This is a genomic window from Flavobacterium sp. (genome assembly GCF_049240005.1).
In the GTDB taxonomy this organism is placed as follows: domain Bacteria; phylum Bacteroidota; class Bacteroidia; order Flavobacteriales; family Flavobacteriaceae; genus Flavobacterium.
In genome coordinates, this window is record NZ_JBMLTK010000058.1 from 54,036 (window position 1) to 78,663 (window position 24,628).

Below are 24,628 nucleotides of genomic sequence, written 5' to 3' on the forward strand. Positions count from 1 at the left end.
AGAGCTGCCAATACAAATAGTAATTTTCTCATAATTAAATGTTTTTAGTTATGAGTCAAAACTATTTAGTGAGCTAATCTTCTGAAATACTACAAATGACGTATTTTTCACTGCATGATCTCGCAGTGAATCAATGGAGTAAATTCCCTTATGGGTAGCTACGCATCTGGAAAAATCTTCCCTGGATTCAAAATTCCGTTTGGATCAAAGACGTTTTTGATTCCACGCATTAGATCTAAGTGATGCGTCGGGAATTTTATGGGCATATAATTTTTTTGTACGTAACCAATGCCGTGTTCGCCAGAAAGTGTGCCACCTAGCGCCACTGTTAGTTCGAATATTTCGGTAATGCCTTTTGGAATATCTTCCTGCCACTGCTGTTCGCTGAGCGCGCCGCGAATGATGTTTACGTGCAAGTTTCCATCGCCGGCGTGTCCGTAACAAACCGATTTAAAACCGTATTTCGCACCAATGCGTTTAATGCCTTGCAACAACTCAGGTAGAGCATAGCGCGGAACGACCGTATCTTCTTCTTTGTAGACCGAATTGGCTTTAACCGCTTCGGCTATGCTGCGTCGCATTTTCCAAAGTTGATTTTTCTGTTCGGTAGAATCGGCAAAAAGAATATCGTCTATGTCGTAAGCTTCGAAAACGCTGCACAATTTTTCAGCTTCTTCGAGCAGTTGGTCGAGGTTGTTGCCATCGAGTTCTACCAACAAATGTGCATTTACGTCTGGTGCAACTACAACATTAAGGTTGTCAACAAATTGCAGCGCCCAGTCGATGGCATCACGTTCCATGAATTCGAGTGCCGACGGAACAAATCCGGCTCGAAAAACGGCTGAAACAGCTTCGCAAGCTTCGGCTTCGTTGCGAAAGGGCACGAGCATTAAAACGTTTTGCGTAGGCAAGGGCAGGAGTTTAAGCGTGGCTCGTGTAATTACAGCAAGCGTTCCTTCGCTGCCTACCAACAATTGCGTGAGGTTGTAGCCGGTAGCGTTCTTTAGCGTATTTGCGCCGGTTTCGATGATTGTCCCGTTGGCCAAAACTGCTTGTAAATTAAGTACGTAATCTTTGGTAACGCCGTATTTTAACGCACGTGCTCCTCCGGCATTTTCGGCGATGTTGCCACCGATGAAACAACTGCCTTGACTGCTCGGATCGACCGGATAAAACAAGCCGTGTTGCGCCACCGCATCGCGCAGGGTTTGGGTAACGACAGCCGTTCCGGTAGTTACCTGCAAGTTTTTCAAATCGATTTCGTGAATTTGATTGAAACGTTCCATCGATAAACCAATGCCGCCATGAACGGCCAATGCTCCGCCGCTTAAGCCGGTGCGTCCGCCGATGGTAACTACGGGAATTTTATGCTGGGTTGCAATTTTTAAAACGGCCGAGACTTGTTCAACGGTAGCTGGTTTGACTACGATATGCGGTGGAAACGATAGGTCTTCGGTTTCGTCGTGGCCGTAATGCAACAGCGTTTCTGTATCGCGGTAGCAGTCGAGGTTTGGAATATTTTGAAGTTCGGAAAGAAACGAATCGGTAAGCATATTCTTTTGAAAACGATTTTTCGGTTACGGATTTTGCGTTAGGGACTGAAGCGGAAATCCTGTTTTGCGCTGCCGCTTAAGGCGCGAAACAGATTATAGCGAAAGGCCCGACCGCGAAGTTACGATTTTAGATGAAGCGATTTCGTTCTCGCGGGAACGCCCAAATAAAGTTGAAAATCGGTTATTTGGTTTCTTTGTTTTTCCGGAAATCGAAATTGAATATGGTGTTGACAATCAAACCGTTATTGTATTGATAAACGTCTTGATTGTTGATGTTTCTGCCAAACTGCACGATTTGGTTGAGGTAGCCGGCTTCGATTTTAAAATTAGACGTGAGGTTGCAGCCGAGTAGGAGTCCGAGGCGATTTTGATCGAATACATTGGCACCGATATCTTCGCCAAATCCGAGGAAAATCTCGTCGTAAACCGCTAGATACGGTGTTTTAGGTTTCGGATTTTTAGCCAAAGGAATTTGCAGGCGAAACATGTAGCGCAGTCGATTTAAAAACAGGTATTCGTCTTCGGAAGTTGCTGCTGCCGAGTTAAACCGACCCACCCAGCGTTGTTCGAGCATGAATCGGTGCGAGAGATCGATATTCCAAATTTTATCGGTTATCGTTGCCATTTGAAAGATGCGGTGCTCGGTGAATGTTTTTCCGAAGCCGTTTAACGGAATATCGCCGTAGGCATAGGTTTCTATCCAAGCGTAGCCCAAGCGAAGTTGCAATTTCGGATTTGCTTGGTAGTTGGCTCCCAGGCGAAGTAAACTTTGCTGCGGATTGGAAATGGTTTCGGCGCGTCGCCATTGGTATTCGGTGTGTACGCTCCACTTGTTGGCCACTTTAAACGTTCCGAAATAGTTGTACCAGCCAATGTTGTTGCGATCGGTGATTCGTGTGGTTTGGGCGTTTATTCCTATTGAGAGAAAAACAAAAAGCAAAGGAAAACGAAACTTCAGCGGCATAGTTTTGTGGTTAGTTGGCTGTAAAAGTACGTTAATAACAGAAACAGCTTTTATTTTTAGTATTTTCAAATCTCAAAAAAAATGGAATTATGGATAGCAGCAAAACGACCAAATTATTGAAGTTAGGCCTTGGATTAGTAGCAGTTATTTTAGGTACGGCTTGCCAGCAACGTGCAGTTTTATCGGATGCAAAAAACAACGAATCGAGCAGTTTATACAGTAAATGGCAGTTGATTGAACTAAATGGTAGCGCAGTAGAAGTGACAGCCGGATTGAAAACGCCGGTGATTACCATAGAGAAAGCAGGTCGTATTTCGGGTAATGCCAGTTGCAATAATTTCTTTGGTTCGTTTGAAACAGACGGAAGTTTTCGTTTGAAATTCAGCAAAATGGGCAGCACTATGATGGCTTGTAACGACATGAGTTTGGAACGCGAATTCCTGCAAAAATTAGAAGTTGTAGACAATTTTACGTTACGTGGCGACACGCTTTCGCTGAATAAAGCACGCATGGCTCCGCTGCTGCGTTTGGTTCGTGTGCGCTAAGTATAAATACTTTTTTTACAGGCAAAAATGCGAGCCAGTAGGCAAACCGGTAACGCAACCACAAAGTACGGTATTCCAAATAGTTCCAGGCACATAACGGCACAGGTTATCGGTAAGGCTGCCGCTGCGCCAAATACTGCGACAAAACCCAGTGCAGCAACAAAACCGATGGGCAAACCAAGCGGTACGGCGAGAAAACTTCCTAACGTTGCTCCAATAAAAAACAGCGGGGTAACTTCGCCACCTTTAAATCCGGCTGCTAAGGTAATTGCGGTGAATAAAAGTTTCCAGCCAAACACAGTTCCGTCGGTGGGTTGTTGAAAAGCGCTTTCAATTTCGGGAATACCTAAGCCAAGATAGCGGTCGGTTTGTAAAACAAAGGCAAGTGCAATAAGTATGCAGCCGCCAACAAAAGCTTGCAGCGGTTTTTTATCGGTAATTTTCTGAAATAGAAACGCTATTTTTTCTTGTAATTCGATGAACAAGCGCGCGGTAAATCCGAAGGCTAGGCAGCATGCAAGTAAAGCTAAGAATAAGCCAAAACTCCAATCGGGTAGATCCGCCGTTTTATACGTAGTATGCGAAATAGGAAGCAACAAAGCCACAGTATTTGCCACAATCGAACAAAAGCACACCGATGCCACCGCAAATGCGTTTATGCCTTTAGTTTTATCAACTTCGAAGGCAAAGACGAATCCTGCGAGCGGAACGCCAAATACAGCACTAAATCCGGCGGCTAGCGCACAACGCAAAAAGGTTTTCTGCTTTGTTGCGTCTAATTGTACTAGTTTGCTAACGGCCGATTCAAGTCCGGCGGCCATTTGTACCGCGGTTCCTTCGCGTCCGGCACTGCCTCCAAATAGGTGCGTAAGTAAAGTGGTCACAAAGATGAGCGGCGCTAAAAAGAAGTTCCAGTTTTGATTACCGTTCTGCAAAGCTGCAACCAACATTTTTGTTCCGGCTTGATAACTGGGCGCGAATTTTTGATAATACCATACCATGAAATAGCCCGCAAAAGGAAGTCCGAATATAAGATACGGAACCTGTAAACGAAGATTAGTAACACCGTCCAAAACATACAAAAACACGCCCGAAACCAAGCCAACGCAGCTAGATAAGAGCAGCAGGGCAATGATCCAGCTAATCAGTTCTTTAATGGGCGCTATTTTAGGAAAGGCCAAGCGTTTCAAGCGTTAACTTCTTGTTCGGCGGCTAAGTTTTTTTGAAGAAAATCGGTTCCAAAGCTTAGTTTTTTCGCCAAAGGAGCGGTGGGAGCGATTGCCCGCCAAAAAGGTGTGATTTCGCTTAAGGGTGTTCCTGCTTGATACTTTTCGTAATTGAGTTCGGCTACAATCCGTAGGAAAATGCCCGTCGTTACCGGACAGGTATGCGTTGCACCGTGGGTGAGTGCAAGATCTTTCCGGATATCAGTCATAGATACCAAGGTTCCCGCGGGAATTTGTGAAATGTAATCGGCAAAAATTTTTGGAGTGGCAATAAGCATGAGTGCGTTTTCGGGAATGTCTGCAAATCGTTTGTCGATTCGCTTCACTTCTGCTTCCTTGCGTTGATCGAATTTCTGTTGCCAAGTTTTCGTTGCCATGAGTCGAATAGCTAATCTTGAATTTTAGAATCGTTTAATTTCGTCAGTATTTTGGCTTCTAAATCGTAAATCGCTTTGAGTTGTTCTTCGGCGATTAAGTCGATTTTCTGATGCAAACTTCTTATCTCGAGTTCGGATTTCAAATTTACTAAATAATCGTTTTCAGAACGCTGCCGATCTTTTTCCTCTTGTCGGTTCTGACTCATCATGATAATCGGCGCTTGCAAAGCAGCAATACACGACAAGATGAGATTCATCAAAATAAACGGATACGGATCAAAGCGCTCAGACGTTAATGCCAAGCTGTTGAATAAAATCCATACGACGAGCAAAACAAAAAAGCTGATGATAAACGACCAGCTGCCGCCAAAACGTGCCACTTTATCAGAAATTTTCTGTCCTTGAGTCAGGTATTCGCGCGGTGGATGCAACAGATTTTCGGTAATCAATTGCTCTTCTTCCAGTGTTTTAGAAACAATTTCGCGTAATTTTCGCAGTTGGTCGACGGCAAAATCTTCGGCAGATTCAAATTCGGTTTGCATAACTTTTTAATTTAGTGTGACTCGGATGTTTAGATAAATTAGTGCGGTTACGATAGCTAGCGTGAAGCTCAATAGCGTTCCGATAAGTATGTATTCGGTTAGTTTTATTTCTTTGTTTTCACGCAAATCGCCAAAGCGGAAAATAGATTTCGCGGCAAGTAAAAAGCCAACGCCTTCCCACAAATTGCACGTGATGAAAATGAAAATCAGCAAACGTTCCAGAATTCCAATGTAAAATCCGGCTTCTGCAAGTCCCGTTTTTGGCGCTTCGTACGGAAAAAACTGCATCAATTTCTTCATCACAATAGCCGAACAAAACGTAGCTACCAAAACAGCGTTTGCAGTCAAGAGGGTTTGCGTACCGAAAATGCGTTCCCAATCTATTTCGTATGTCTGATGATAGGCCACAAACAACGCGATGCAACCGAAATGCAGCAGCTGGTCGACAATAAACACCACAAAGACACGCAGCCGTTTTTTTAATACAGTTTTTGTCAACGCATCGATTAAAAAATGACTGGCAGCCAGTACGATGCAACTCAAAATAGTGTCTTTTGAAAATTGCGTCATCAGCAGCAACAAGAACAAGTGAATGCCCGCGTGCAAGTAAAGCATGGGAGATTTTAACACACGTTGTTCAATGTCGGCTGCCATACGAGACGACTGCAAGACGAAGTCGCCCAACAAATGGGCTAACAGTATTTTTAGTGCTAAATCGAGCATGTTTCGAGCATATTTTTAAACAAGTTAATGGCTTGTTCTATTTCGTGAAATCCGCCGCGTTTTAATGCTTTCGAAACACTGGTTTCGTGTTTTTGTAGCAGTGCCGACAAGGCTTTTTGCGATAAGTTGTTTTGCTTCAAAGCGTGATAAATCGTTGCAGCCGTTGCGGGTTTCCAGTTTTTTATCAAAACTCCGATAAAGCTACAAATTACGTTGAGCGTTTCATCGAATTCTTTGTTTTTGGTTTTAATGCGCAGGCGGTCGTTTTTGAGCATATCGAATGCTTTACCGGAAAAGATATGTGCCTCACTCATTTTCTTTGAAATAGATTTTTCCGACAATTCCGTTGTTCCCAAGCCAATTCCCATACGAACACCAACGCCCGATTCGGCGCTCAGCAAAGCCGAAAGTTGAATGGCCACTTCCAAACAGCTAGAAGCCAAAACCTGAATTTGAAAACTGTCGCCGCGCGAAATAGCGTATTCGTGAGCGGGTTCGGCATTTTCCTGCAGAAATTTCTCGAGCAAAGGTTGCCAACGGTTTGGCTCTACGCTTCTTGAAGCAATAATGTCGCCTGTGATTACTGCATACATAGCAAAGTATTATTTATTCAAAAATACAAAAAAAATAGGTTTATTTACGCCAATTTATTAAAATAGGCTTATTTAAGCCAATTTTTAAAAATAGGTTTATTTACGCCAATTATTTAAAATCAACTGAATTAAGATATTTTTTGAAACGCCGATTGCACACAGCTTTTACACCTATTCGGAACGGGATGTCGCAGTACCTAGTCAAGAATTATGAGCGCCCTTTCACACCCAAATTAAAAGTACTCTACCGTTTTTGCACAAATGCCGACGATGCCAAGGCTTTGTGTATCTTTGCAGCCGTTAAAAATACTATGGAATTTAATCTGCTACATACCGACCCGCATTCGCGTGCGCGCGCCGGAAAAATTACTACAGATCACGGAATTATCGAAACGCCAATCTTTATGCCCGTGGGAACCGTGGCTTCGGTCAAGGGCGTTCACCAACGCGAGTTGCGCGATGAAATTAATCCAGATATCATCCTCGGAAATACGTATCACCTGTATTTACGTCCGCAGCTCGATATTTTAGAGCGGGCAGGAGGTTTACACAAGTTTATGAATTGGGACCGAAACATACTCACCGATTCGGGCGGTTACCAAGTATATTCGCTTTCGGCCAATCGAAAAATAAAAGAAGAAGGCGTTAAGTTTAAGTCGCATATCGATGGTTCCTACCACTTTTTCACACCCGAAAATGTGATGGAAATTCAGCGCACCATCGGAGCCGATATCATCATGGCGTTCGACGAGTGTACGCCGTATCCGTGCGATTACCGCTATGCACAACGTTCCATGCACATGACGCACCGCTGGCTCGATCGCTGTATCGCACATTTGGAAAAAGTTCCGTACAAATACGGCTATTCGCAAGCATTTTTTCCGATTGTTCAAGGAAGTACGTACAAGGATTTACGCCGACAATCGGCCGAATACATTGCAAATTCAAACCAAGTAGGTAACGCCATCGGAGGCTTATCTGTGGGCGAACCTGCCGAAGAAATGTACGCAATGACTGAGGTCGTAACCGAGATTCTGCCACAAGATAAACCGCGTTACTTGATGGGAGTAGGTACGCCAATCAATATTTTGGAGAATATTGCGTTGGGAATAGATATGTTCGACTGTGTGATGCCTACACGAAACGCCCGAAACGGCATGTTGTTTACCGCAAACGGCACAATAAATATCAAAAATAAAAAGTGGGAAGCCGATTTTTCTCCTTTAGATGAAAACGGAACAACCTTTGTAGATCACGAATATTCGAAAGCGTATTTGCGCCATTTATTTGCAGCAAACGAGTATCTCGGCAAACAAATTGCAACCATCCACAACCTTGGGTTTTACATGTGGTTGGTGCGCGAAGCACGCAAACAAATTCTAGCAGGCACTTTCGCCGAATGGAAAAATAAGATGGTAAAACAAATGAACCAGCGTTTGTAATATGCAAAAACTAAAGATGGGGAAGTTAACGATAATCGACAAGTACATCCTGAACCGGTATTTGGCTACCTTTTCGGTGATGCTGATGCTTTTTATTCCCATCGGAATTACGATCGACGTTGCCGAAAAGGTCAATCGAATGATGGAAAACAAAATACCTTTCGGTAAAATTGCACTCTATTACCTCGATTTTACAATTTATTTCGCCAACCTACTTTTCCCGATTTTCCTGTTTCTTTCCGTAATTTGGTTTACCTCGAAGTTGGCTAACAATACCGAAATCATTGCCATACTGAGCAGCGGAATATCGTTTACCCGATTTTTACGACCGTACATTTTCGGGGCAACCATCGTTTCTTTGTTTTCGTTGTTAATGGGAATTTTTATCGTTCCAAAAGCCAGCGAAGGATTTAATAATTTCCGATATAACTATCTGAAAGGCAGCAGCGGAAAAGCGCAAATTCGAAAAAATAGCAACGTATTTCGACAAGTTAATAAAACCGATTTCATTCACGTAGGTACTTTTAATCACGATGCCAAAATGGCGTTTAACTTTTCGTACGAGAAGTTCGATGCCAATAACAAAATGGTGTTTAAAATCAATGCCGACCGTATTAAATACAATCCGATTAAGAAGAATTTTTCGCTGTACGGATACAAAAAACGCACCATCGGACCGCTGTCGGATAAGTTGGAGTCGAAACCCAAAATGGATACGATTTTTCAATTCGATTTAGAAGATTTAACGCCTACCGTTTACGTGGCTGAAACTTTGAGTTTACACGAGTTGAGCAGTTTTATCGACAAGGAGCGAAACCGCGGTTCGAGCAACATCAGTTCTTATTTGGTGGTGTATTACAAGAAATTCAGTATTCCGGTTTCGGCGTTTATACTAACCATAATTGCGGTGGCGGTTTCGTCGATGAAACGTCGCGGCGGTATGGGAATAAACTTGGCTATCGGTATAGCTCTGGCATTTACATATATTTTCTTCGATAAAATCTTTGGAGTTTTGGCCGAAAAATCGAGCATTCCGCCTTTGTTGGCCGTGTGGACACCAAACGTACTTTTCGGTACTTTAGCGATTTACCTGCTTCGCAATGCTAAACGATAAAACCGGCGCACACTTAAAAATGCACCTCATAGTTTTTATATGGGGTTTTACCGCTGTTTTGGGCGATTTAATCAGCATACAAGAATACCGTTTGGTGTGGTTTCGCATGGGTTTAGCTACGGTTTTTTTGTATTTGTGGCAACGTAGTCGGAAGGTAAATTTGGCCATTTCTCGGGCGCTGTTGCTCAAAACGGCAGGCGTAGGTTTATTAATTGCCTTGCATTGGATTTTCTTCTTCAAAGCCATTAAAATTTCGAATGTTTCCATAACCTTGGCGGTATTTTCTACGGGTTCGTTCTTTGCGGCCTTGCTGGAGCCCTTCTTTTTCAAACGTAAGATGCTGTGGTACGAAGTGTTTTTTGGATTGATAATCGTGGCCGGACTGAGTTTTATCATACAAGTCGAGGTGCAGTATCTCGAAGGAGCTATTTGTGCCTTGTTTTCGCTGATTATGGGCGTTTTATTTACCTTGTGTAACGGAAAATTAACGCGCAACAATCCCGCTTCTATTTTAACGGTGTACGAATTTTTCGCCGGATTTCTAGCCGTGAGTGTGTACTTGTTGGCAACGGGCGAAATTAGGGCCGAGTTACTTCAACTTTCGGGCAGCGATTGGTTTTACATGCTCATTTTAGCGAGTATTTGCACGGCTTATGCGTTTACGGCATCGGTCGACATCATGAAAAAGCTCTCGCCCTATACAGTTATGCTTACCACCAATCTCGAACCTGTGTACGGCATCATTTTAGCGTACTTCATCTTAGGCGACAGCGAGCAAATGAGTCTCGGTTTTTACATCGGCGCCGCGGTAATTTTAGCCACGGTATTGCTAAACGGCTACATCAAATCACGATCGAGGGTTAGTAGCTAATCCGGCTGTTCGCTATAGTCCGCAAAAAATCCGGTTTGTTCAATCGGTTTTTGCGCGGTTTCTTGGGTCACCACGCTCCAACCGTTTCACAATACCGCATTTTTCTTACGGGCTGCCGCTACCATCCGGGCTAGGAAAATCGTTACTAACGTTTAGTGGAAAAAACGTATCTTCGTAAAAGACAAAAGGCGAAACAAGTGCCCAATTTAACATATCAAAAATACGCATAAATTTTTTGACGCAAGTTGTTGTTATTAAATAATTTAAGCTTGTTTTGGAAAATTGAGATTGAGGAAGGAACTTCGCCAATTGTCAAGTTGGCAGTAATTTTACCGCAGAAAACTAGAATTTAGAAACTTAGCACATTTTAAAAATTAAGACAGAAATATTTATGGGAAATAACAAAACTCAAAAAATTCATTTTTTTATACATAATTGGTATTTTAATCATGATTATCATTTGCCTATTTACGTTCAATTTTGGAGACCAAAGTGAATTAGTTGCATACATATCATTTGCCTTAACAATTACCTCTTTATTTTTAGCATTAATCTCTATAATTTATGCATTCTATTCAAATATGTCCTTATCTCAAACATTGAGTCAATTAAACAGTGCGTCTAATAAGGTTGATGAATCATCAAATAAATTAAACGAAAGTACAATTAAACTTAATCAACAAATAGAAAATATTCCAGTATTACTAAAAAGTTTAGAAGGTAAAGTAGACAATACACACAAATTAGTATCTGATGTTTATAATAAAGAAATTATTCCGAAAGACGCTTCAACAACTGTAATCTCTAAAGAAATATTCGATAAATTTTATAAATTTAGTTCTCCATCTGGACTTCTTGCATTATATGCAACTTACTTAAGTTTTAAAACCAAAAAGAAATTTAGCTTAAGTGAATTAGAGTATTCAACTTCGCTGATAAAAAAAGATTACACAAATGGTTTTTTAGTTGCTTGTTCATCATTTAGTTTTTTCACAAGAAAAGATTATTCTGAAGATTGGGTAATTCCAAATTTCAATAAAGACGTTTCTGAAAATATAAAGTCTGAATTAGAAAAAAGAATATCCGAAATGGATGAAGATGATAGAGAATATCTAACACACGAAAAGAATTTAATTGAAGATTTTTTTGAAGATTAAAATAAAAACTACTGCCAACATAGGTTTTGCAAGATTGCGGGTTTTGCGCTTAATTTAAAGTTGGTTTTGTATCTTTGAGTTCAGTGATTAACCAAAAGTTTCGGCTTCTTTAGTCCGAAACCTAGAAAAGCCTTTGAACATTAGTGAATATTTTTAAACAACATTATCTTAGACAAGATGTCCGAAATCGTAAAATTCAAATGTAGTTGCTGTGGAAAAGTTCACGAAGAATGGCCAGCATTGACCTTCATATCGCCTGACAATTATGATTGCTTATCAGAAGAAGATAGAAACAGAATTGGATATTTAGATAATGATTTTTGTACAATCAAACACGAAGAACAAACTGATAGATTTATTCGCTGTGTTTTAATTCAAAAAGTAAATGATCATTGCGAAAATTTAGATTATGGGCTTTGGGTTTCGTTAAGTGAAAAAAGCTATTTGGATTATGAAGATAGCTTTCAAAAGGAAAGCGAAGAAAAAGTATATTTTGGTTGGCTTTGCAATGATATTTTAGGCTACGACTTTTCAGAAAGTATTCCAATGAATGTAGTTACAAGAAACGATGGTTTAAGACCAGAATTATTTCCTCATGAAAGTTTCGAGCATCCATTTGTAAAAGATTATTACAATGGAATCTCAAAGAAAGAAGCCGAAAGGAGAATTTCGGAAATGTTAAGAAATGTCAGTGATTACAATGATGGAAAAGTCGAAGTTGAGAATAAAAAGTGGTGGCAAGTATGGAAATACAAAAACAACCACTAACAGCCGTAGCTGTTGCACAACCTCTTTTAAAAAGTAAAAAACATAAATCTGAACAGAAAAAGACCTGTTTAGAAGCGATTTTAGAGCGGTTTATTTTTTAGTTAAGTTGTAATTGGCAAATTTTAGAGGGGTTAAAAAAAGAGTAATTGAGGGAGGACACAATATAGCACCAGATGTTATTGAAAGAAGATATAAAGCTGGAATAAAAAATCTTTTTCTTCTTTATTCTAACAAAGTTGATTCTTTGCTTATATTCGATAACTCAAAGCCTGAATCAGAATTGATCGCAGAAAAAGAAATTGAAAACGAAAGTTTCACAATACATAATTCTCAAAAGTTCAACAAATTAAAAACAATTTCCGATGAGCAATAATGAGAGAGAAATTCTAAAGGAAAAAATTAAAAGAGCAATAAAAATTTCTTCTCAGAAACTGATTGAGAAAAAGAAAGCTCTAGGTCAAAAGCTTGTAATCAGCGAAGAAGGGAAAATTAGAGTAATTGAGCCATAAATAAAAAAGGGCAGCTGCCCACGGCCGTAACCGTTGCACAACCCCACTCAAAAACCACATCTTCAAAATATCTACCAAAACCGCTCTTTCTTAAATCGACTTAAAGCACTTTCGTTTGCTTTCATGCTTCAAGCGTACCGAACGGTAGGAAGCAAAAAACGTTTATCTTAGTGGAAGAAATGCCTTTCGCATAGTTTGCAACAGTCGAATGGCAGCAGAACGTTAGCAGATATGGCGTTTCCTGCAAAAGACTTATAGTAATCCGGATAACATTTGGAATATACGTAACTTTTAAGTTACCTTTGAAAAATGAAAGTGCGCGAAGTCATAGCCTATGAAAATCATTTTGAAGATTTCCTCCTTGCACAGCCAACAAAAGTTCAGGATAAGATCTTTAAAATTATACAAGCCATTGAGACCCTGGAAAGAGTTCCTTCAAATTATTTGAAATCTCTTGAAGGAACAAATGGACTTTACGAAGCTAGAATTCAACTCGGGTCAAACATTTGGCGTGTATTTTGCTTTTTTGACAATGGAAAGCTTGTGATTCTTCTCAATGGTTTTCAAAAGAAAACGCAAAAGACACCAAAAAATGAAATGGACAAAGCGTTGAAATTAATGACTAAATATTACTCAGAAAAAAAATCTAAATAACTATGGAAACTAAAAGCTGGAAAGAAATTAAAAACAATGTTTACGGTGAAAAAGGCACCGAGAGACGTGACGAACTTGAAAGAGATTTCCAAGGTTTTAAAATTGGTTTACTCTTAAAAAAAGCTCGTGAAGAGAAACAACTTACTCAAACAGAACTTGGAGATTTAGTTGATAAAAAAAGAGAATATATTTCTAGAATTGAAAATAATGGAAGCAATTTAACGCTAAAAACCTTGTACGACATTGTTGAAAAAGGTTTAGGTGGAAAAGTGAAAATTCAAATTGAACTATAGCTACATCTGTTAACAGCCGCCAGCCGATATGGTTCGAATGTGATAGTTTGGCGTTTGGCATACACGACCCAGGCGTCACTAACGTTTCAAAGTAAAAAACGTTTATCTAAGTTAGAAATAATCGTTTCGCTTTATCGCCAAAGTAGGCTATCGAAGGAACGTTAGCAATAATTGCTACGCACAGCACAAGACCGGAAATATTTTGTAAATTCGTGCAACTAGAAATAGAAAACATGACAGCAATTCAACTAAAAAAACTATTAGTGCATAGAATATCCGAGATTAACGATGTTTCATTTCTTAAGGCTCTTAAAACAATTCTTGACTCAAAAACAGACGCAGAAGTGCTAAAGTTAACCGAAGACCAAAGACAAGAAATTATGCAATCAAAGAAAGAAATACAGGAAGGTTTATCTATGGACCATGAAACGCTAGACAAGAAGGTTGCAAAATGGGCAAGCGCAAAATAATTTGGTCAAGGAATGCAACTAATAAACTCCTTGACATTATGGAGTTCTAAACTCAAAGAAATAAGAGCAAGACCTATTCTCTTAAACTATACAAAAGACTAATTGAAGAAATTTTAATTCTAAAAAAACAACCTGAAATCGGAATTAAGACAGAAATAGAATCTGTTCGTGGATTAATCATTGAAAACTTCATAGTATTCTATGAATTTAACCAAGACCAAATTATAATTCACACACTGTGGGACAACAGACAAAACCCAGACAACCTAAAAATAAAATAGCAACTACCGCTAACCTGGATAACCCACCCAAAACATAAAATTCCGATCTCGTTTAGGAACTTTTAAGCGAGTTTTTTTCTTTGGTTCCGTACCAAATTCTTCAAAAAACGTTCCTTCGTGCACACACTTCGCAGCAGGGAATGACGCGGAAATGCCGTGAAGCGCCTGCCTATTTTTGGTGTGGCTTTGCGTGCGACTGAAAGAAGCGCCGCGAAGCAACTACCAAAAACGGCGGGAGCAAGCGCCATTGCAGCAAAATGCCCGACCCGCCGCAACCCGATTCCACAAAACCTGCGGCGGGTGCTGCCCAAAGAAGTCGAGAAGTTTTTTTTGGCATTAAACGCCGGTTCTTGCGTTCCACGATTTAAAATTAACTTGTAGAAACGCTTTTTGTAATTTAGGCGAGAATCAGACATGCTTTTTTGCTGCAAAAATATTTTTAGAGTCGGCGAATTTTTCCTGGCTGTAAACCGCAATAATACACGGAAGTAAATCTTATACATGCAAGAATATACTATGAAGTACAAATGGACAATTAGATTGTCATTTTTAACTCCTTTTTTATTAATTATCGTTGTTTTTTTAAGTGGTGGTGGACATGGCTTTTATGAACCTGCTGTTGCATTTTTTCCTCTTGGAATGCTAGCTTGCCTGTGGTTCAATAAATTGAGCTTAATAAATGTAATTTTAGCAGTGCTACAATTCCCACTTTATGGCTTTTTAATAGATAGGTTTACTTTTAAAAGAATCAGCTACTTACTATTAATTGTTCATGTTTTATTAGTTTTCACCATCTTAAAATTTAGAACTGAGGTGTGGAATTAGTCTCTATACACAATCATAGTTTCGCGGAATTTCTCGGTTAACGAATACTGTTTTTATGTCTTCGTAGCTGATAAATTGGTGTCGGCAACTTTCTTTTGTTTAGAATTTTGTAGAATTGTTTAGGAGTTTTCAAGCGACAACTTACAAAATGCCTAGACCGATAAGTAAATTTGTAATATGAAAATAGATATTGATCAATCCATTAAGCGCAAGAAATTGGTTTTTAAGCGAACGCTTTCGGAGAAAGTAGTATACCTTGTTTTTGACATGTTTTTTGTGTTTATAGTTCCTATGTTGTCAATCTACCTGATTTTTTATGGTAATCAGGTTTTTAATTTAAAAGGAATACTATTTATGTTTCTTGTTAACATACCCTTTGTTTGGGGTATAATCGGTTTGAGATTTCTTAATGAATTAACGTATCTAGGTGAAATTGATTTAAATGACAAGGCATCGCATTTAAGTGAGTTAAAATTCACTGGTAAGTATCAACAAGTTGTTGAGAAAGAGAATTTGGTAATTATGCGCAAGAATGACTTTTGGCTTCAAGGAAAAGAACTTATACTTGTCTTTGATGGAAAAAAGGTCTACGGAAATTTGACTTATTTAGGGAAGGGAGATTGTAGACTCTCTATTTTTTCGTTTTTCACCAGGCGAAAGCTTCAAAAGAAAATATATTGCTAGCTTCCTTTATCGCTCCACAACGGCTTTTTTCGTTAAACGATTTACAAAATGTAAGTAGTAAATCCTCCAAAAACATTCCCTCGTGCACCCACTTTGCAGCAAAATGCCCGACCCGCCGCAACCCGATTTCGCTAAACCTGCGGCGGGTGCTGCCCAAATATAAAGAATAGGTTTTAGGTCATGGATATGGTGTTTAAAAACCGTTTTTTACTGTACAATGATTAAAAATTAACTTCTAAAGCGTACTTCGTAATTTAGGAGAGAATTTATGTTTGGTTTTCTGCATTATAAATATAAGTAAAAACTGCAAATTCCCATGGCCGCAAACCGCAAGCAAAATGTAGCTTGCTGTTTTAGATAAAAGCCAAAGTTGCTCATTCGGACAACTTTAAATATCTTTGTAACGTATGAGTGAAGTAAAATTAAGGACTATAAGCTTGTATAAAAACTACTTTTCAGACTTCTACGAAAAGCAGAAGCCTAAAGTAAGAGAGAAGATTTTATGGACTTTTAGAATTATTGAAACTCTACCGCTTGTACCGACCGACTATTTTAAACACTTGGAAGGAACCGATGGTCTGTATGAAATTCGAGTTAAAATGGGTAGCGACATTTTTAGAATTTTCTGCTTTTTTGACAAAGGAAAGCTCATTGTTTTGGGAAATGGATTTCACAAAAAAACTCAGAAGACGCCGAAATCTGAAATTGAAAAGGCAATAAAAATTAAAAAAGAGTATGAAAGCGAAAAGTAATTTAAAAACGCTTGACCAATTTGTTGACGAGCAATATGGCAAGAAAGGAACACCTAAACGCGACAATTTTGAGAAAGGCTATGAATCGTTTAAAATTGGCTTTCTTATACAACAAGCGAGACTTGAAAGAGGCTTGACACAAGAAGAACTTGCCCAAAAATGTGGCACGAATAAAGGATATATTTCAAAGATTGAAAACAACATCAAAGAGGTTCGCATTTCGACGCTTCAAAAAATTGTTGAGCTTGGACTTGGCGGACAATTAAAGCTTTCAATCACGCTTTAACTAATTTTGTTGAGCTGGACAAACTACCTTTGACGGCCTCAAGTCATTGTCAACCAATCTTTCCTAACAATCTGTAATAATGTTAGCTCGTTTAAGAACTTTTAAACGAGTTTTTTTCTTTGGTTCCGTACCAAATTCTTCAAAAAACATTCCTTCGCGCACGCACTTCGCAGCAGGGAATGACGCGGAAATGCCGTGAAGCTGCTGCCGATTTTTGGTGTGGCTTGGCGTGCGACTGAAAGAAGCGGCGCGAAGCTGCTACCAAAAACGGCGGGAGCAAGCGCCATTGCAGCAAAATGCCCGACCCGCCGCAACCCGATTCCACAAAACCTGCGGCGGGTGCTGCCCAAATGAAAATTTTTAATCGAACTCAGGTTATTAGGTTTTTTGTTTCTTTTTGCGTGCAGCGGGAAACAAAACGTTGTTTAAGATGAGTCGGTAGCCGGGTGAGTTCGGGTGTAAGTCGAGTACCGTTGGAGCGTCGCCTACCTGATGCCGGTAATCTTCGGGATCGTGACCGCCAAAGAATGTAAACATGCCTTTGCCGCGCTCGCCGTGAATGTAGCGCGCTTCGCCATTAATAAGACATTCGCCCATAACCAAAACGTTATTTTTCACCAATTCGCGGTCGAAAGCCGTTGTTTGGCCCATAAATCCTTTTACCAATTGTGTGTGGTTTTGGCACAACATGGTTGGAATCGGATCCCACTTGGCCGAATATTCCATCAGGGTAAAGTAATCTTTCTCCATCGGAATCATAGCGCGTTTGTTGGTGGTATCGATATCCGAAAACTCGTACGCATTCGGATTTCGTTCTAAAATGAAATTTTTGAAGGCAAAAGCTTGGTTGTAGTCGATCTGACTTTGGTAATTCGCGTCGCTCGGATCGCCGTCGAACATGGGTTCGCAGATATCGACGCCCTCTGCCGAGAGTGCAATATCGAAGCTATCGGTTGCCGAGCACATGGCAAACATGAATCCGCCGCCGATGACAAAATCGCGTATTTTTTTAGAGACGGCTAATTTAGCTTGCGACACTTTACTGAAGCCGAGTTGGGTGGCGAGGAGTTCGGCATCGCGTTTTTGCTCGATATACCAAGGCGTATTTTTGTAGGAACCGTAGAATTTACCGTATTGTCCGGTGAAATCTTCGTGATGCAGGTGCAGCCAGTCGTAGAGTAGGAGTCCGTCGGATAGAACTTCTTCGTCGTATATGGGTGTGAATGGAATTTCGGCGTAGGTAAGTACGAGCGTCACGGCGTCGTCCCAGGGTTGTTTGCCTTTAGGTGTATAGACGGCAATTTTTGGTGCTTTTTCGAGAATGACGGTTTCCATGTTTTGCGAAGGCGAAGAGATCTCGTCTTGAATTTGAGCGGCTTCGCTGTCGGTTAGGATTTCGAAACTCACACCGCGAATCTGACATTCTTTGCGGATTTCGGCGGTATCGGGTAGGAGGAAGGAGCCGCCGCGGTAATTGAGCAGCCAACTCGCTTTATAATTTTGAGCAAGCACCCAGTAGGTAACGCCATAGGCTTTAAGGTGATTTTGCTGTGAAACTTCGTCCATAGGAAGCAGCAGAAAACCAGCAAAAGAGCTGTATGAGCTAGTAAGAAGCAGGAAAAGAATAACAATTTTTTTCATGGTCGTTTGAAAGTGTCGAAGATAACCGATTTCGCTGAAAATAATTTAAAAGAGTCGTTAAATACTCGCTTAGAGAATTCCTAAAAAAATCGATTTATGAGATGCCAAAAATGGGAATTTGCTAGCGGTTATCAACAATCTAAAAAAAAACCTTAACAATTTGGTTACACAAAGTACTCTGCTGCAAATAAATTGTAATTAACTTTGTACCGAAAAAATTTAAAACTTTATGAAAACAAGATTACAAAGATTGTGCTTAGCTACTTTGGCCTTGGTTGCGACGTTTTTGGTTGCTCCGGAAGTACATGCGCAACAAAGTATTTCTGCGGGAGCTACAGTATCCCAAGATTTTAATGGTTTGGGGACATCCTCTACAGCATCCCTGCCGGCAAACTGGCGGGTTTCGAAAAGTGCGGCAGAACGTAACATCGTGAATTTCGACTCAGCGGTTGGCGCAGTTGAGCTTGCGGCAGGGAACAATGTTTCTGCTACAGCCAGTAACGGTATTTATCGAGGAAACGCAAATGGTGTAACTACTGAAAGCGCAATTGGCGGATTATCTTCTGGTTCTTCGTCAAAAACAGTATCGGTCTACTATCATTTATCAAATACGGGAGCTTCTAATATTGCATCTTTCAATATAACTTATGATGTTGAAAAGTATCGTCGAGGCACGAATGCAAACTTTACTATGGAGTTGTTTTATTCAACCAACGGGACGAGCTGGACGCCTTGCGGAGCTGATTTTGTGACGAGCTTTACTCCAGATGCAGACAATACTGGTTATACTGTTGCTCCAGGTGCATCTACTACTGTTTCGAATAAGGTATTCACCCCCGCGGCGCCAATATCAAACGGGCAGGCGTTTTATTTTGCGTGGAGATATACTGTAAGTACAGGAAGTACTACTAGTAGTGCTCCACTCTTGACCGTCGATAACGTAAGCATTACTGCGAATGCAGCTGCTGCCAATAATGCGCCAACTGCTACAAACGTAGCTTTTACAGGTAGTTTATTTGTGGGGCAAACTTTAACGGGATCGTACACTTACAATGATGTGGAAAACGATCCACAGGGAACTTCTACATTTAAATGGTATCGAGCCGATAATAATTCGGGCTTAAATGAAGTGGCTATCGGTGGTGCTACAAGTACAACATATGCATTAACAAATAACGATCTTGGCAAATTCATTCGCTTTTCGGTACTTCCAATAGCCACTACGGGAACGCAAAACGGTAGTGAAACATTTTCACCTCGTCAAGGTCCTATTCAAAGTGCAACGAATTCGTTGTCAACTATTACTGTTTCTGGTGCATACACACCTTCAAGTAATGTGAATTACGCTTTATTTCAGGGAACAGATGTAACAACAGCAAGCTATGAATTAGTTCGTTTCTCCTTGAACGACATTGCGGGTAGCCCAGATGACGGGTTTGCTACAACACTTACTGCGTTAACTTTATCTATGACACAGTCGGCACAAGTAGAGCGTGTAGCATTATATGATGGAACAACTGAAATTCAAGAGTTAGCTGCGGCAGCAACGCTCAATTTTACGGGATTAAATTTGGTTGCAGCATCTGGCTCCTCAAAAGTATTTTCTCTTTTAATTACGTTCAAAGCTAGTGTTACAGATAACACCAGACCACAAGTAACCATTACTTCTGCTACTGCTGATTTAGCGGGTTCACTTTTTGCTGCTGGAAACGCTGGTGGCGCAACATCGTCAACGACTTTAGATGAAAACAGAATCGAAGTAACAGCATCAACTCTTGTTTTTGGAGTTCAGCCATTAGGCGGATTTAGCTTACTTCCTATTACACCGAGCTTCACCGTTCGTGCGGTAGATGCTTTGTCTAACCTAGATTTAGATTTTGTTGATTCAATTGCATTGTCTACTGCGCAAGGCTTTACAGCTGGTTCTACCACTTCACTTCCTGCTGTTGCGGGTGTCGCTACTTTTAGTAATGTATCTATGCTACTAGGTGGTACCGGACAAATTATCACTGCATCCAGTACGGTTACAAGTGCAAATAGTGCCGCATTTGATGTAGCATCTACCTTGGTTGGAAACCCGATCACGGGTACTAATCCAAATACTTCAAACCCGTACATAACAGGTATGGTTACCGCAGCTGATATTACTTCTAGTGGTGTTGGAAGAAGTACCGGAATTGTTGGTACAAATGCAAACGACCGCTACAATGCCAATGCTTGGAATGTACCTTCGTTCGATGCAAACAAATATTTCGAGTTTAAAATTACTCCTGGAACAGGTAAACAAATTGACTTTACAAATTTTGTGGTGCAATTGCAGCAGTCTTCCGCTACAACTATTCAATTCAGAACTAGTGTTGACAATTTTACGACTGTATTTGCTACTTTATCGGCAGCAGCAGCTCCAGGTTTTATAAATACGGTTGATATTAGTACTATTCAAGATATTTCAAGCGAAATTACCTTTAGAATATACGGGTTTGGTACTTCTGGTTCTACTGCAACTTTGAGTGTAAACAACTATGTGTTTACAGGTTCAGTTGAAAACACACCAAACCCAAGTTTAAATGCAACTCCAGGAAACATTGCCAACCTTAACTATGCTTTGGCAGCAGGTCCTTCGGCTTCGCAAACCATCACAGTTAATGCTGCAAACTTAACGCCTGTTGATAGTTTCCTTACAGTAACTGCACCAGCTAACTTCGAAGTTTCTACGGATAATACCACTTTTGCCAGTTCAGTACAATTGCCGTACACAGGTAACTCGCTAACTAACGCTCCTGTTTACGTGCGTTTAGTGAGTGGCTTGAGCGCAAACAACTACACAGGTTCAGTAGAGATTTCTGGCGGTGGAACTGCTTCATTTAACGTAACTGTTTCAGGAACGGTTTACGTACCTTTTGCAGTACCTTATTTCAATGCGTTTAACACACAAACTTTATACAACAATGCTGCACTACAAGGTTTTCAATATGCGGCAACAGCTTTTAACGCTGGTGGTGGCGGATATGCTGTAATAAGCATTAACGGAACCATTACAGCTCCAGCATTTGATATCACTGGTATTTCGCAAGTTGAAGTAAGTTTTGACGGTGCTACTTTCGGTGGCAACACGAACCAAACACTTACTCTTGAAGTTTCTGAAGATGGAACTAATTATAGCACAGTAGGTTCAATTACTTACTTGAACAACAACTATGTAAACTTCCGTCAAACAATCGATTTCAGTACGTTCGTGGGTACAACAGCTTACATCCGTGTGCGCATGTCGGCAGGTACAAATACGTCGCGTTTTAGAAACTTCTATATTTCTACATTCACGACTTGGACAGGTACTTCATGGACAAACGGTACTCCTAATTCAAGTGTTGTTGCCCTTATCGATGGAAATTACAATACTGCTGCTAATGGCGATATCAACGCTAAACGTTTAGTTGTTACATCAGGCGATGTACTTGCCAATGGTTTAGGAACTATTTCTTTGGTTGAAGACTTGGCTGTAAACGGAGGAACTGTAGTTTTCGAAAGCGGTTCAAACTTAATCCAACAAAACAATAACTACGCTAACGTTGGGAACATCACAATACAACGTGTGGCTAACTTAAAGCGTCAAGATTATATCTACTGGGGAGCACCTGTAACAGGACAAAATTTACTTGATTTCAGTCCATTTACACTTACGAACCGTTTCTACACGTTCAACGAGCCAACGAATGCATTCGTAAACGTTGATGCTGCTGCAACGGCGTTCGAACCAGGTCGCGGCTATATGATTCGTGCAGAAAACAATCTCTCAAACACGACCAATACAAACTGGACAGGTACTTTTGAAGGTCTGCCAAACAACGGAACTTACAACGTTCCGGTAACACGCACAACGAGCGGTTACAATATTATTGCTAACCCATACCCATCGCCAATTTCTTGCCAATCTTTTGTAGCGGCTAACCCAAATATCGGAACTCTTTATTTCTGGGCACACGTTACACAAGGTGCAGGTTCTGCGGCTAATTACGCTACTTGGAACGGTACTGGTGCTGCTGCTCCAGCAGGTGGTGCTACACCAAACGGAACTATACAAACAGGTCAAGGTTTCTTAGTACAGTTGCCAGCTACGCCAACAATTACTTCGGTGAACTTTAATAACGGTATGCGTATCGACGATCACGGTAACCAATTCTTCCGTGCTGGTCGTCAAACTTTGTCTGAAGGTTCTTCACAACCAAACCGTTTGTGGATCGACCTAAGCAGCGGCGAAACCAATTACAACCAAGTTCTTTTAGGATACGTAGAGGGCGCTACTGCTGAATTCGATACAAACTTCGACGGTAAATTAATCGGTACAAACAGTGCAATGATTTACACCTTGCTAGACAACGAGAAGTATACCATTCAAGGTAAAGCTAATCCGGTTGATCTAGCCGACGAAACTGCTTTAGGTTTCTCTACTGAAACGGCAGGTAACTTTACGTTCACGCTTTCAAACATCGATGGTATCTTTGCAAATGGACAAAACATTTACATTCGCGATTACGCTACAGGTACAGTTCACAACCTAAGCGAAGGTCCGTTTACATTTGCTTCTGAAATCGGTACATTCAACGATCGTTTTTCTATCGTTTACGAAGGAACAACGCTTAACGTAAACAACCCAGTTGAATCAAACAACACTGTAGTGGCTATCCGTAACAACAACGGCATTCAAATCAATGCGGGTGCAGCTACGTTACAGCAAGTAACTGTTTTCGACATCACAGGTCGTCAAATTACAAGCGTAAAAGCTTCTGGTAACCAAACTACGGTTGCAACAAACAACTTGTCTAACCAAGTATTGTTAGTGAAAATCGTAACCGATAAAGGTACAGTAACTAAGAAATTAGCCTACTAAGTAGGTTCACTTCATATGAAAAGGACATCCATTTGGGTGTCCTTTTTTTTTGATTTATTTCGAACCAGTTTGTGCTGGAGTTGGTTTAGTTTTATTATTTGGGCATTCCGCCGTTGATCGTGGTTGAGCGCTGTCTGGTCAACGGCGTCGCGCTTTTGCTGCAATAAAAAACGCTTTTTAACCACGCTAGCAACAGTCAAAAGCGCTCCCGCTGTCGCGTTTTGCCTTGTGCAGCGTTAGCTTAAAAAGCGTCTTTTATTTTCGCGCCAATCGCTAATGCGGAAACCTGTTCTCGGGAAACGTTCCGGATTAAGAATTGTTCTGTATTAAAAAGGCTTTTACCCTGAAAAATAAACACTTTTGTCGAATTTGGTCACCAAAATACTAAGTGTATTTAATTCAGATTTGTACTAATTACAGTTTCTCGTAACACTTGTTAGACCTTTTTGCATTGATAATAATTGTTCTTTTTTTGCTACTTTTGAAGTAAAGAATCTAGTTGATTTATTACGATTAATTACGTTTCAAACGAATAATAGTAAAAATGGACAAAAAGCAAGCAAACGCAAAATATTCAGACGGTCGCTATAATGTTGAGTTAAGTCTTTCATTATTTCTATGGCAAGAAGACAATATATTTTATGTTTATGCTCCAGCTTTAGATCTAACAGGTTATGGTTTAAGTAAAGAGGAAGCAAGAGAATCCTTTGAAACGGTCTTAGAAGAGTTTATTGTTTACACACATAACAAGAAAACTATATTCACAGAGTTAGAAAATCTCGGTTGGGCAGTCAATAAAAAGAAAAGAAGAGTAGTTTCTCCAGATTTTGAAGATATGTTGGCTGAAAATGAGCACTTTAATCAATTGTTTAAATCAAAAGATTTGATTAAAGATTACTCAAAAGTTAATCTGCAACTTGCTTAAAGATGTCAACGCAGCATCTGCGAAATATTACAATTTCGCAATTAGAATCTTTTTTGGAGCTTTGCTTATGTAAATTTATTAAGAACAAAAAAGGTCATGCTCAGTACACTAGATCTGATTTAACTAGACCCTTACCGTTCCAAAATCATATCGAACCCGTGCCCGAATTCATCATACAAAACCTACTAAGAGGCTTGGGCTATTCAAAAAAAGATTTTTTTGATATACTTGATCAGAAGAAAGTCGTGGTTAAGATAGGTAATAAATATCATCTCAGAGACGCAGCTGATCAGTAAGCTTGAAAGTTCTTTTGGTTTGTTCTCACAAACTATAATACGCAAAGTCTTTTTCGAACAACTGCAAGTTTAAATGTTTTTCCACCAAACGTTACCAACGCATTTCCCTAGCCGTGGTTGCAGTGGAAAGCGCGCAAAGCAAAACCAAGCTATTTTACCGAAAGCTGTGGCGACCAACGAAAGCCGCAAGCTGCACGTGTAAAATGCTTGGTTTTGCTGCGTACTTGTAACGGAAAACGCGATTAGCTG

At 40.3% G+C, this 24,628-nt stretch carries 26 protein-coding genes; 17 read left to right on the plus strand and 9 right to left on the minus strand.

Annotated elements, in window-relative coordinates; all coding sequences use genetic code 11:
- Window positions 1–158: 158 nt before the first annotated feature.
- Together ACOVQQ_RS05910 and ACOVQQ_RS05915 are read right to left on the minus strand one after the other, a co-directional pair.
- A complete protein-coding gene (locus ACOVQQ_RS05910; RefSeq protein WP_421817375.1) occupies window positions 159–1,553 on the minus strand; it encodes an FAD-binding oxidoreductase in 1,395 nt (464 codons plus the stop codon).
- 181 nt (window positions 1,554–1,734) lie between these two features.
- Window positions 1,735–2,517, minus strand: coding sequence for a DUF2490 domain-containing protein (locus ACOVQQ_RS05915; protein WP_421817376.1), 783 nt, complete (start codon window positions 2,515–2,517; stop codon window positions 1,735–1,737).
- A gap of 89 nt (window positions 2,518–2,606) precedes the next feature.
- Between ACOVQQ_RS05915 and ACOVQQ_RS05920 the strand changes: the two genes are divergently transcribed.
- The gene (locus tag ACOVQQ_RS05920) at window positions 2,607–3,062 is read left to right on the plus strand and encodes an META domain-containing protein (RefSeq protein WP_421817377.1); all 456 of its coding nucleotides are present in this window, start codon (window positions 2,607–2,609) and stop codon (window positions 3,060–3,062) included.
- Here ACOVQQ_RS05920 and ACOVQQ_RS05925 read toward each other — a convergent pair.
- The 5 genes from ACOVQQ_RS05925 to ACOVQQ_RS05945 are packed head-to-tail and all read right to left on the minus strand — an operon-like array spanning window position 3,059 to window position 6,523.
- Window positions 3,059–4,252: a chloride channel protein gene (locus ACOVQQ_RS05925; RefSeq protein ID WP_421817378.1), complete on the minus strand. Its 1,194-nt coding sequence runs from the start codon at window positions 4,250–4,252 to the stop codon at window positions 3,059–3,061. The genes ACOVQQ_RS05920 and ACOVQQ_RS05925 overlap by 4 nt on opposite strands.
- Window positions 4,249–4,665: a hypothetical protein gene (locus ACOVQQ_RS05930; protein WP_421817379.1), complete on the minus strand. Its 417-nt coding sequence runs from the start codon at window positions 4,663–4,665 to the stop codon at window positions 4,249–4,251. The genes ACOVQQ_RS05925 and ACOVQQ_RS05930 overlap by 4 nt, the downstream gene beginning before the upstream one ends.
- A gap of 11 nt (window positions 4,666–4,676) precedes the next feature.
- Complete coding sequence (locus tag ACOVQQ_RS05935) at window positions 4,677–5,207, minus strand: DUF1003 domain-containing protein (protein WP_421817380.1); 531 nt, start codon at window positions 5,205–5,207, stop codon at window positions 4,677–4,679.
- A gap of 6 nt (window positions 5,208–5,213) precedes the next feature.
- A complete protein-coding gene (locus ACOVQQ_RS05940; protein WP_421817381.1) occupies window positions 5,214–5,930 on the minus strand; it encodes a DUF3307 domain-containing protein in 717 nt (238 codons plus the stop codon).
- Window positions 5,918–6,523 carry a SatD family protein gene (locus ACOVQQ_RS05945; protein ID WP_421817382.1) on the minus strand — a complete coding sequence of 202 codons (606 nt, stop codon included), beginning with the start codon at window positions 6,521–6,523 and terminating at the stop codon, window positions 5,918–5,920. Before ACOVQQ_RS05945 ends, ACOVQQ_RS05940 begins: the two co-directional genes overlap by 13 nt.
- Window positions 6,524–6,834: 311 nt before the next feature.
- Between ACOVQQ_RS05945 and tgt the strand changes: the two genes are divergently transcribed.
- The 10 genes from tgt (at window position 6,835) to ACOVQQ_RS05995 (ending at window position 13,801) form a co-directional block, all read left to right on the plus strand.
- Window positions 6,835–7,965, plus strand: coding sequence for a tRNA guanosine(34) transglycosylase Tgt (tgt, locus tag ACOVQQ_RS05950; RefSeq protein ID WP_421817425.1), 1,131 nt, complete (start codon window positions 6,835–6,837; stop codon window positions 7,963–7,965).
- 1 nt (window position 7,966) lies between these two features.
- Complete coding sequence (locus ACOVQQ_RS05955) at window positions 7,967–9,079, plus strand: LptF/LptG family permease (protein WP_298147551.1); 1,113 nt, start codon at window positions 7,967–7,969, stop codon at window positions 9,077–9,079.
- Complete coding sequence (locus tag ACOVQQ_RS05960; RefSeq protein ID WP_421817383.1) at window positions 9,066–9,950, plus strand: DMT family transporter; 885 nt, start codon at window positions 9,066–9,068, stop codon at window positions 9,948–9,950. Before ACOVQQ_RS05955 ends, ACOVQQ_RS05960 begins: the two co-directional genes overlap by 14 nt.
- Window positions 9,951–10,399: 449 nt before the next feature.
- Window positions 10,400–11,107 carry a hypothetical protein gene (locus ACOVQQ_RS05965; protein ID WP_421817384.1) on the plus strand — a complete coding sequence of 236 codons (708 nt, stop codon included), beginning with the start codon at window positions 10,400–10,402 and terminating at the stop codon, window positions 11,105–11,107.
- Between the two features lie 177 nt (window positions 11,108–11,284).
- A complete protein-coding gene (locus tag ACOVQQ_RS05970) occupies window positions 11,285–11,875 on the plus strand; it encodes a DUF2199 domain-containing protein (protein ID WP_421817385.1) in 591 nt (196 codons plus the stop codon).
- A gap of 112 nt (window positions 11,876–11,987) precedes the next feature.
- Window positions 11,988–12,248 (plus strand): hypothetical protein, encoded by a 261-nt coding sequence (locus ACOVQQ_RS05975; protein ID WP_094487419.1) that lies wholly within the window; start codon window positions 11,988–11,990, stop codon window positions 12,246–12,248.
- Window positions 12,238–12,384 (plus strand): hypothetical protein, encoded by a 147-nt coding sequence (locus ACOVQQ_RS05980; protein WP_165764527.1) that lies wholly within the window; start codon window positions 12,238–12,240, stop codon window positions 12,382–12,384. The genes ACOVQQ_RS05975 and ACOVQQ_RS05980 overlap by 11 nt, the downstream gene beginning before the upstream one ends.
- Window positions 12,385–12,693: 309 nt before the next feature.
- Complete coding sequence (locus ACOVQQ_RS05985) at window positions 12,694–13,038, plus strand: type II toxin-antitoxin system RelE/ParE family toxin (RefSeq protein WP_421817386.1); 345 nt, start codon at window positions 12,694–12,696, stop codon at window positions 13,036–13,038.
- 2 nt (window positions 13,039–13,040) lie between these two features.
- A complete protein-coding gene (locus tag ACOVQQ_RS05990) occupies window positions 13,041–13,331 on the plus strand; it encodes a helix-turn-helix domain-containing protein (RefSeq protein ID WP_421817387.1) in 291 nt (96 codons plus the stop codon).
- A 233-nt stretch (window positions 13,332–13,564) separates the two neighbouring features.
- Entirely contained in the window at window positions 13,565–13,801 is a 237-nt protein-coding gene (locus tag ACOVQQ_RS05995; protein ID WP_421817388.1) for a hypothetical protein, read from the plus strand.
- 343 nt (window positions 13,802–14,144) lie between these two features.
- On the opposite strand, the gene ACOVQQ_RS06000 is transcribed toward ACOVQQ_RS05995, so the two are convergent.
- Window positions 14,145–14,585, minus strand: a complete 441-nt coding sequence (locus ACOVQQ_RS06000; RefSeq protein ID WP_421817389.1) for a hypothetical protein — start codon at window positions 14,583–14,585, stop codon at window positions 14,145–14,147.
- On the opposite strand from ACOVQQ_RS06000, the gene ACOVQQ_RS06005 reads away from it, so the two are divergent.
- From ACOVQQ_RS06005 to ACOVQQ_RS06020, 4 genes are all read left to right on the plus strand, one after another.
- A complete protein-coding gene (locus ACOVQQ_RS06005) occupies window positions 14,584–14,907 on the plus strand; it encodes a hypothetical protein (protein ID WP_421817390.1) in 324 nt (107 codons plus the stop codon). The genes ACOVQQ_RS06000 and ACOVQQ_RS06005 overlap by 2 nt on opposite strands.
- A gap of 177 nt (window positions 14,908–15,084) precedes the next feature.
- Window positions 15,085–15,591, plus strand: coding sequence for a hypothetical protein (locus tag ACOVQQ_RS06010; RefSeq protein ID WP_421817391.1), 507 nt, complete (start codon window positions 15,085–15,087; stop codon window positions 15,589–15,591).
- A 407-nt stretch (window positions 15,592–15,998) separates the two neighbouring features.
- On the plus strand, window positions 15,999–16,343 hold the full coding sequence (locus ACOVQQ_RS06015) for a type II toxin-antitoxin system RelE/ParE family toxin (protein WP_421817392.1): 345 nt from the start codon (window positions 15,999–16,001) through the stop codon (window positions 16,341–16,343).
- On the plus strand, window positions 16,327–16,629 hold the full coding sequence (locus ACOVQQ_RS06020; protein ID WP_421817393.1) for a helix-turn-helix domain-containing protein: 303 nt from the start codon (window positions 16,327–16,329) through the stop codon (window positions 16,627–16,629). Before ACOVQQ_RS06015 ends, ACOVQQ_RS06020 begins: the two co-directional genes overlap by 17 nt.
- Before the next feature lie 378 nt (window positions 16,630–17,007).
- On the opposite strand, the gene ACOVQQ_RS06025 is transcribed toward ACOVQQ_RS06020, so the two are convergent.
- Window positions 17,008–18,270 (minus strand): asparagine synthetase B, encoded by a 1,263-nt coding sequence (locus tag ACOVQQ_RS06025; RefSeq protein WP_421817394.1) that lies wholly within the window; start codon window positions 18,268–18,270, stop codon window positions 17,008–17,010.
- A 229-nt stretch (window positions 18,271–18,499) separates the two neighbouring features.
- Between ACOVQQ_RS06025 and ACOVQQ_RS06030 the strand changes: the two genes are divergently transcribed.
- On the plus strand, window positions 18,500–23,158 hold the full coding sequence (locus tag ACOVQQ_RS06030; RefSeq protein ID WP_421817395.1) for a beta strand repeat-containing protein: 4,659 nt from the start codon (window positions 18,500–18,502) through the stop codon (window positions 23,156–23,158).
- A 544-nt stretch (window positions 23,159–23,702) separates the two neighbouring features.
- The gene (locus ACOVQQ_RS06035; protein WP_421817396.1) at window positions 23,703–24,083 is read left to right on the plus strand and encodes a hypothetical protein; all 381 of its coding nucleotides are present in this window, start codon (window positions 23,703–23,705) and stop codon (window positions 24,081–24,083) included.
- The last annotated feature ends 545 nt before the right edge of the window (window positions 24,084–24,628 follow it).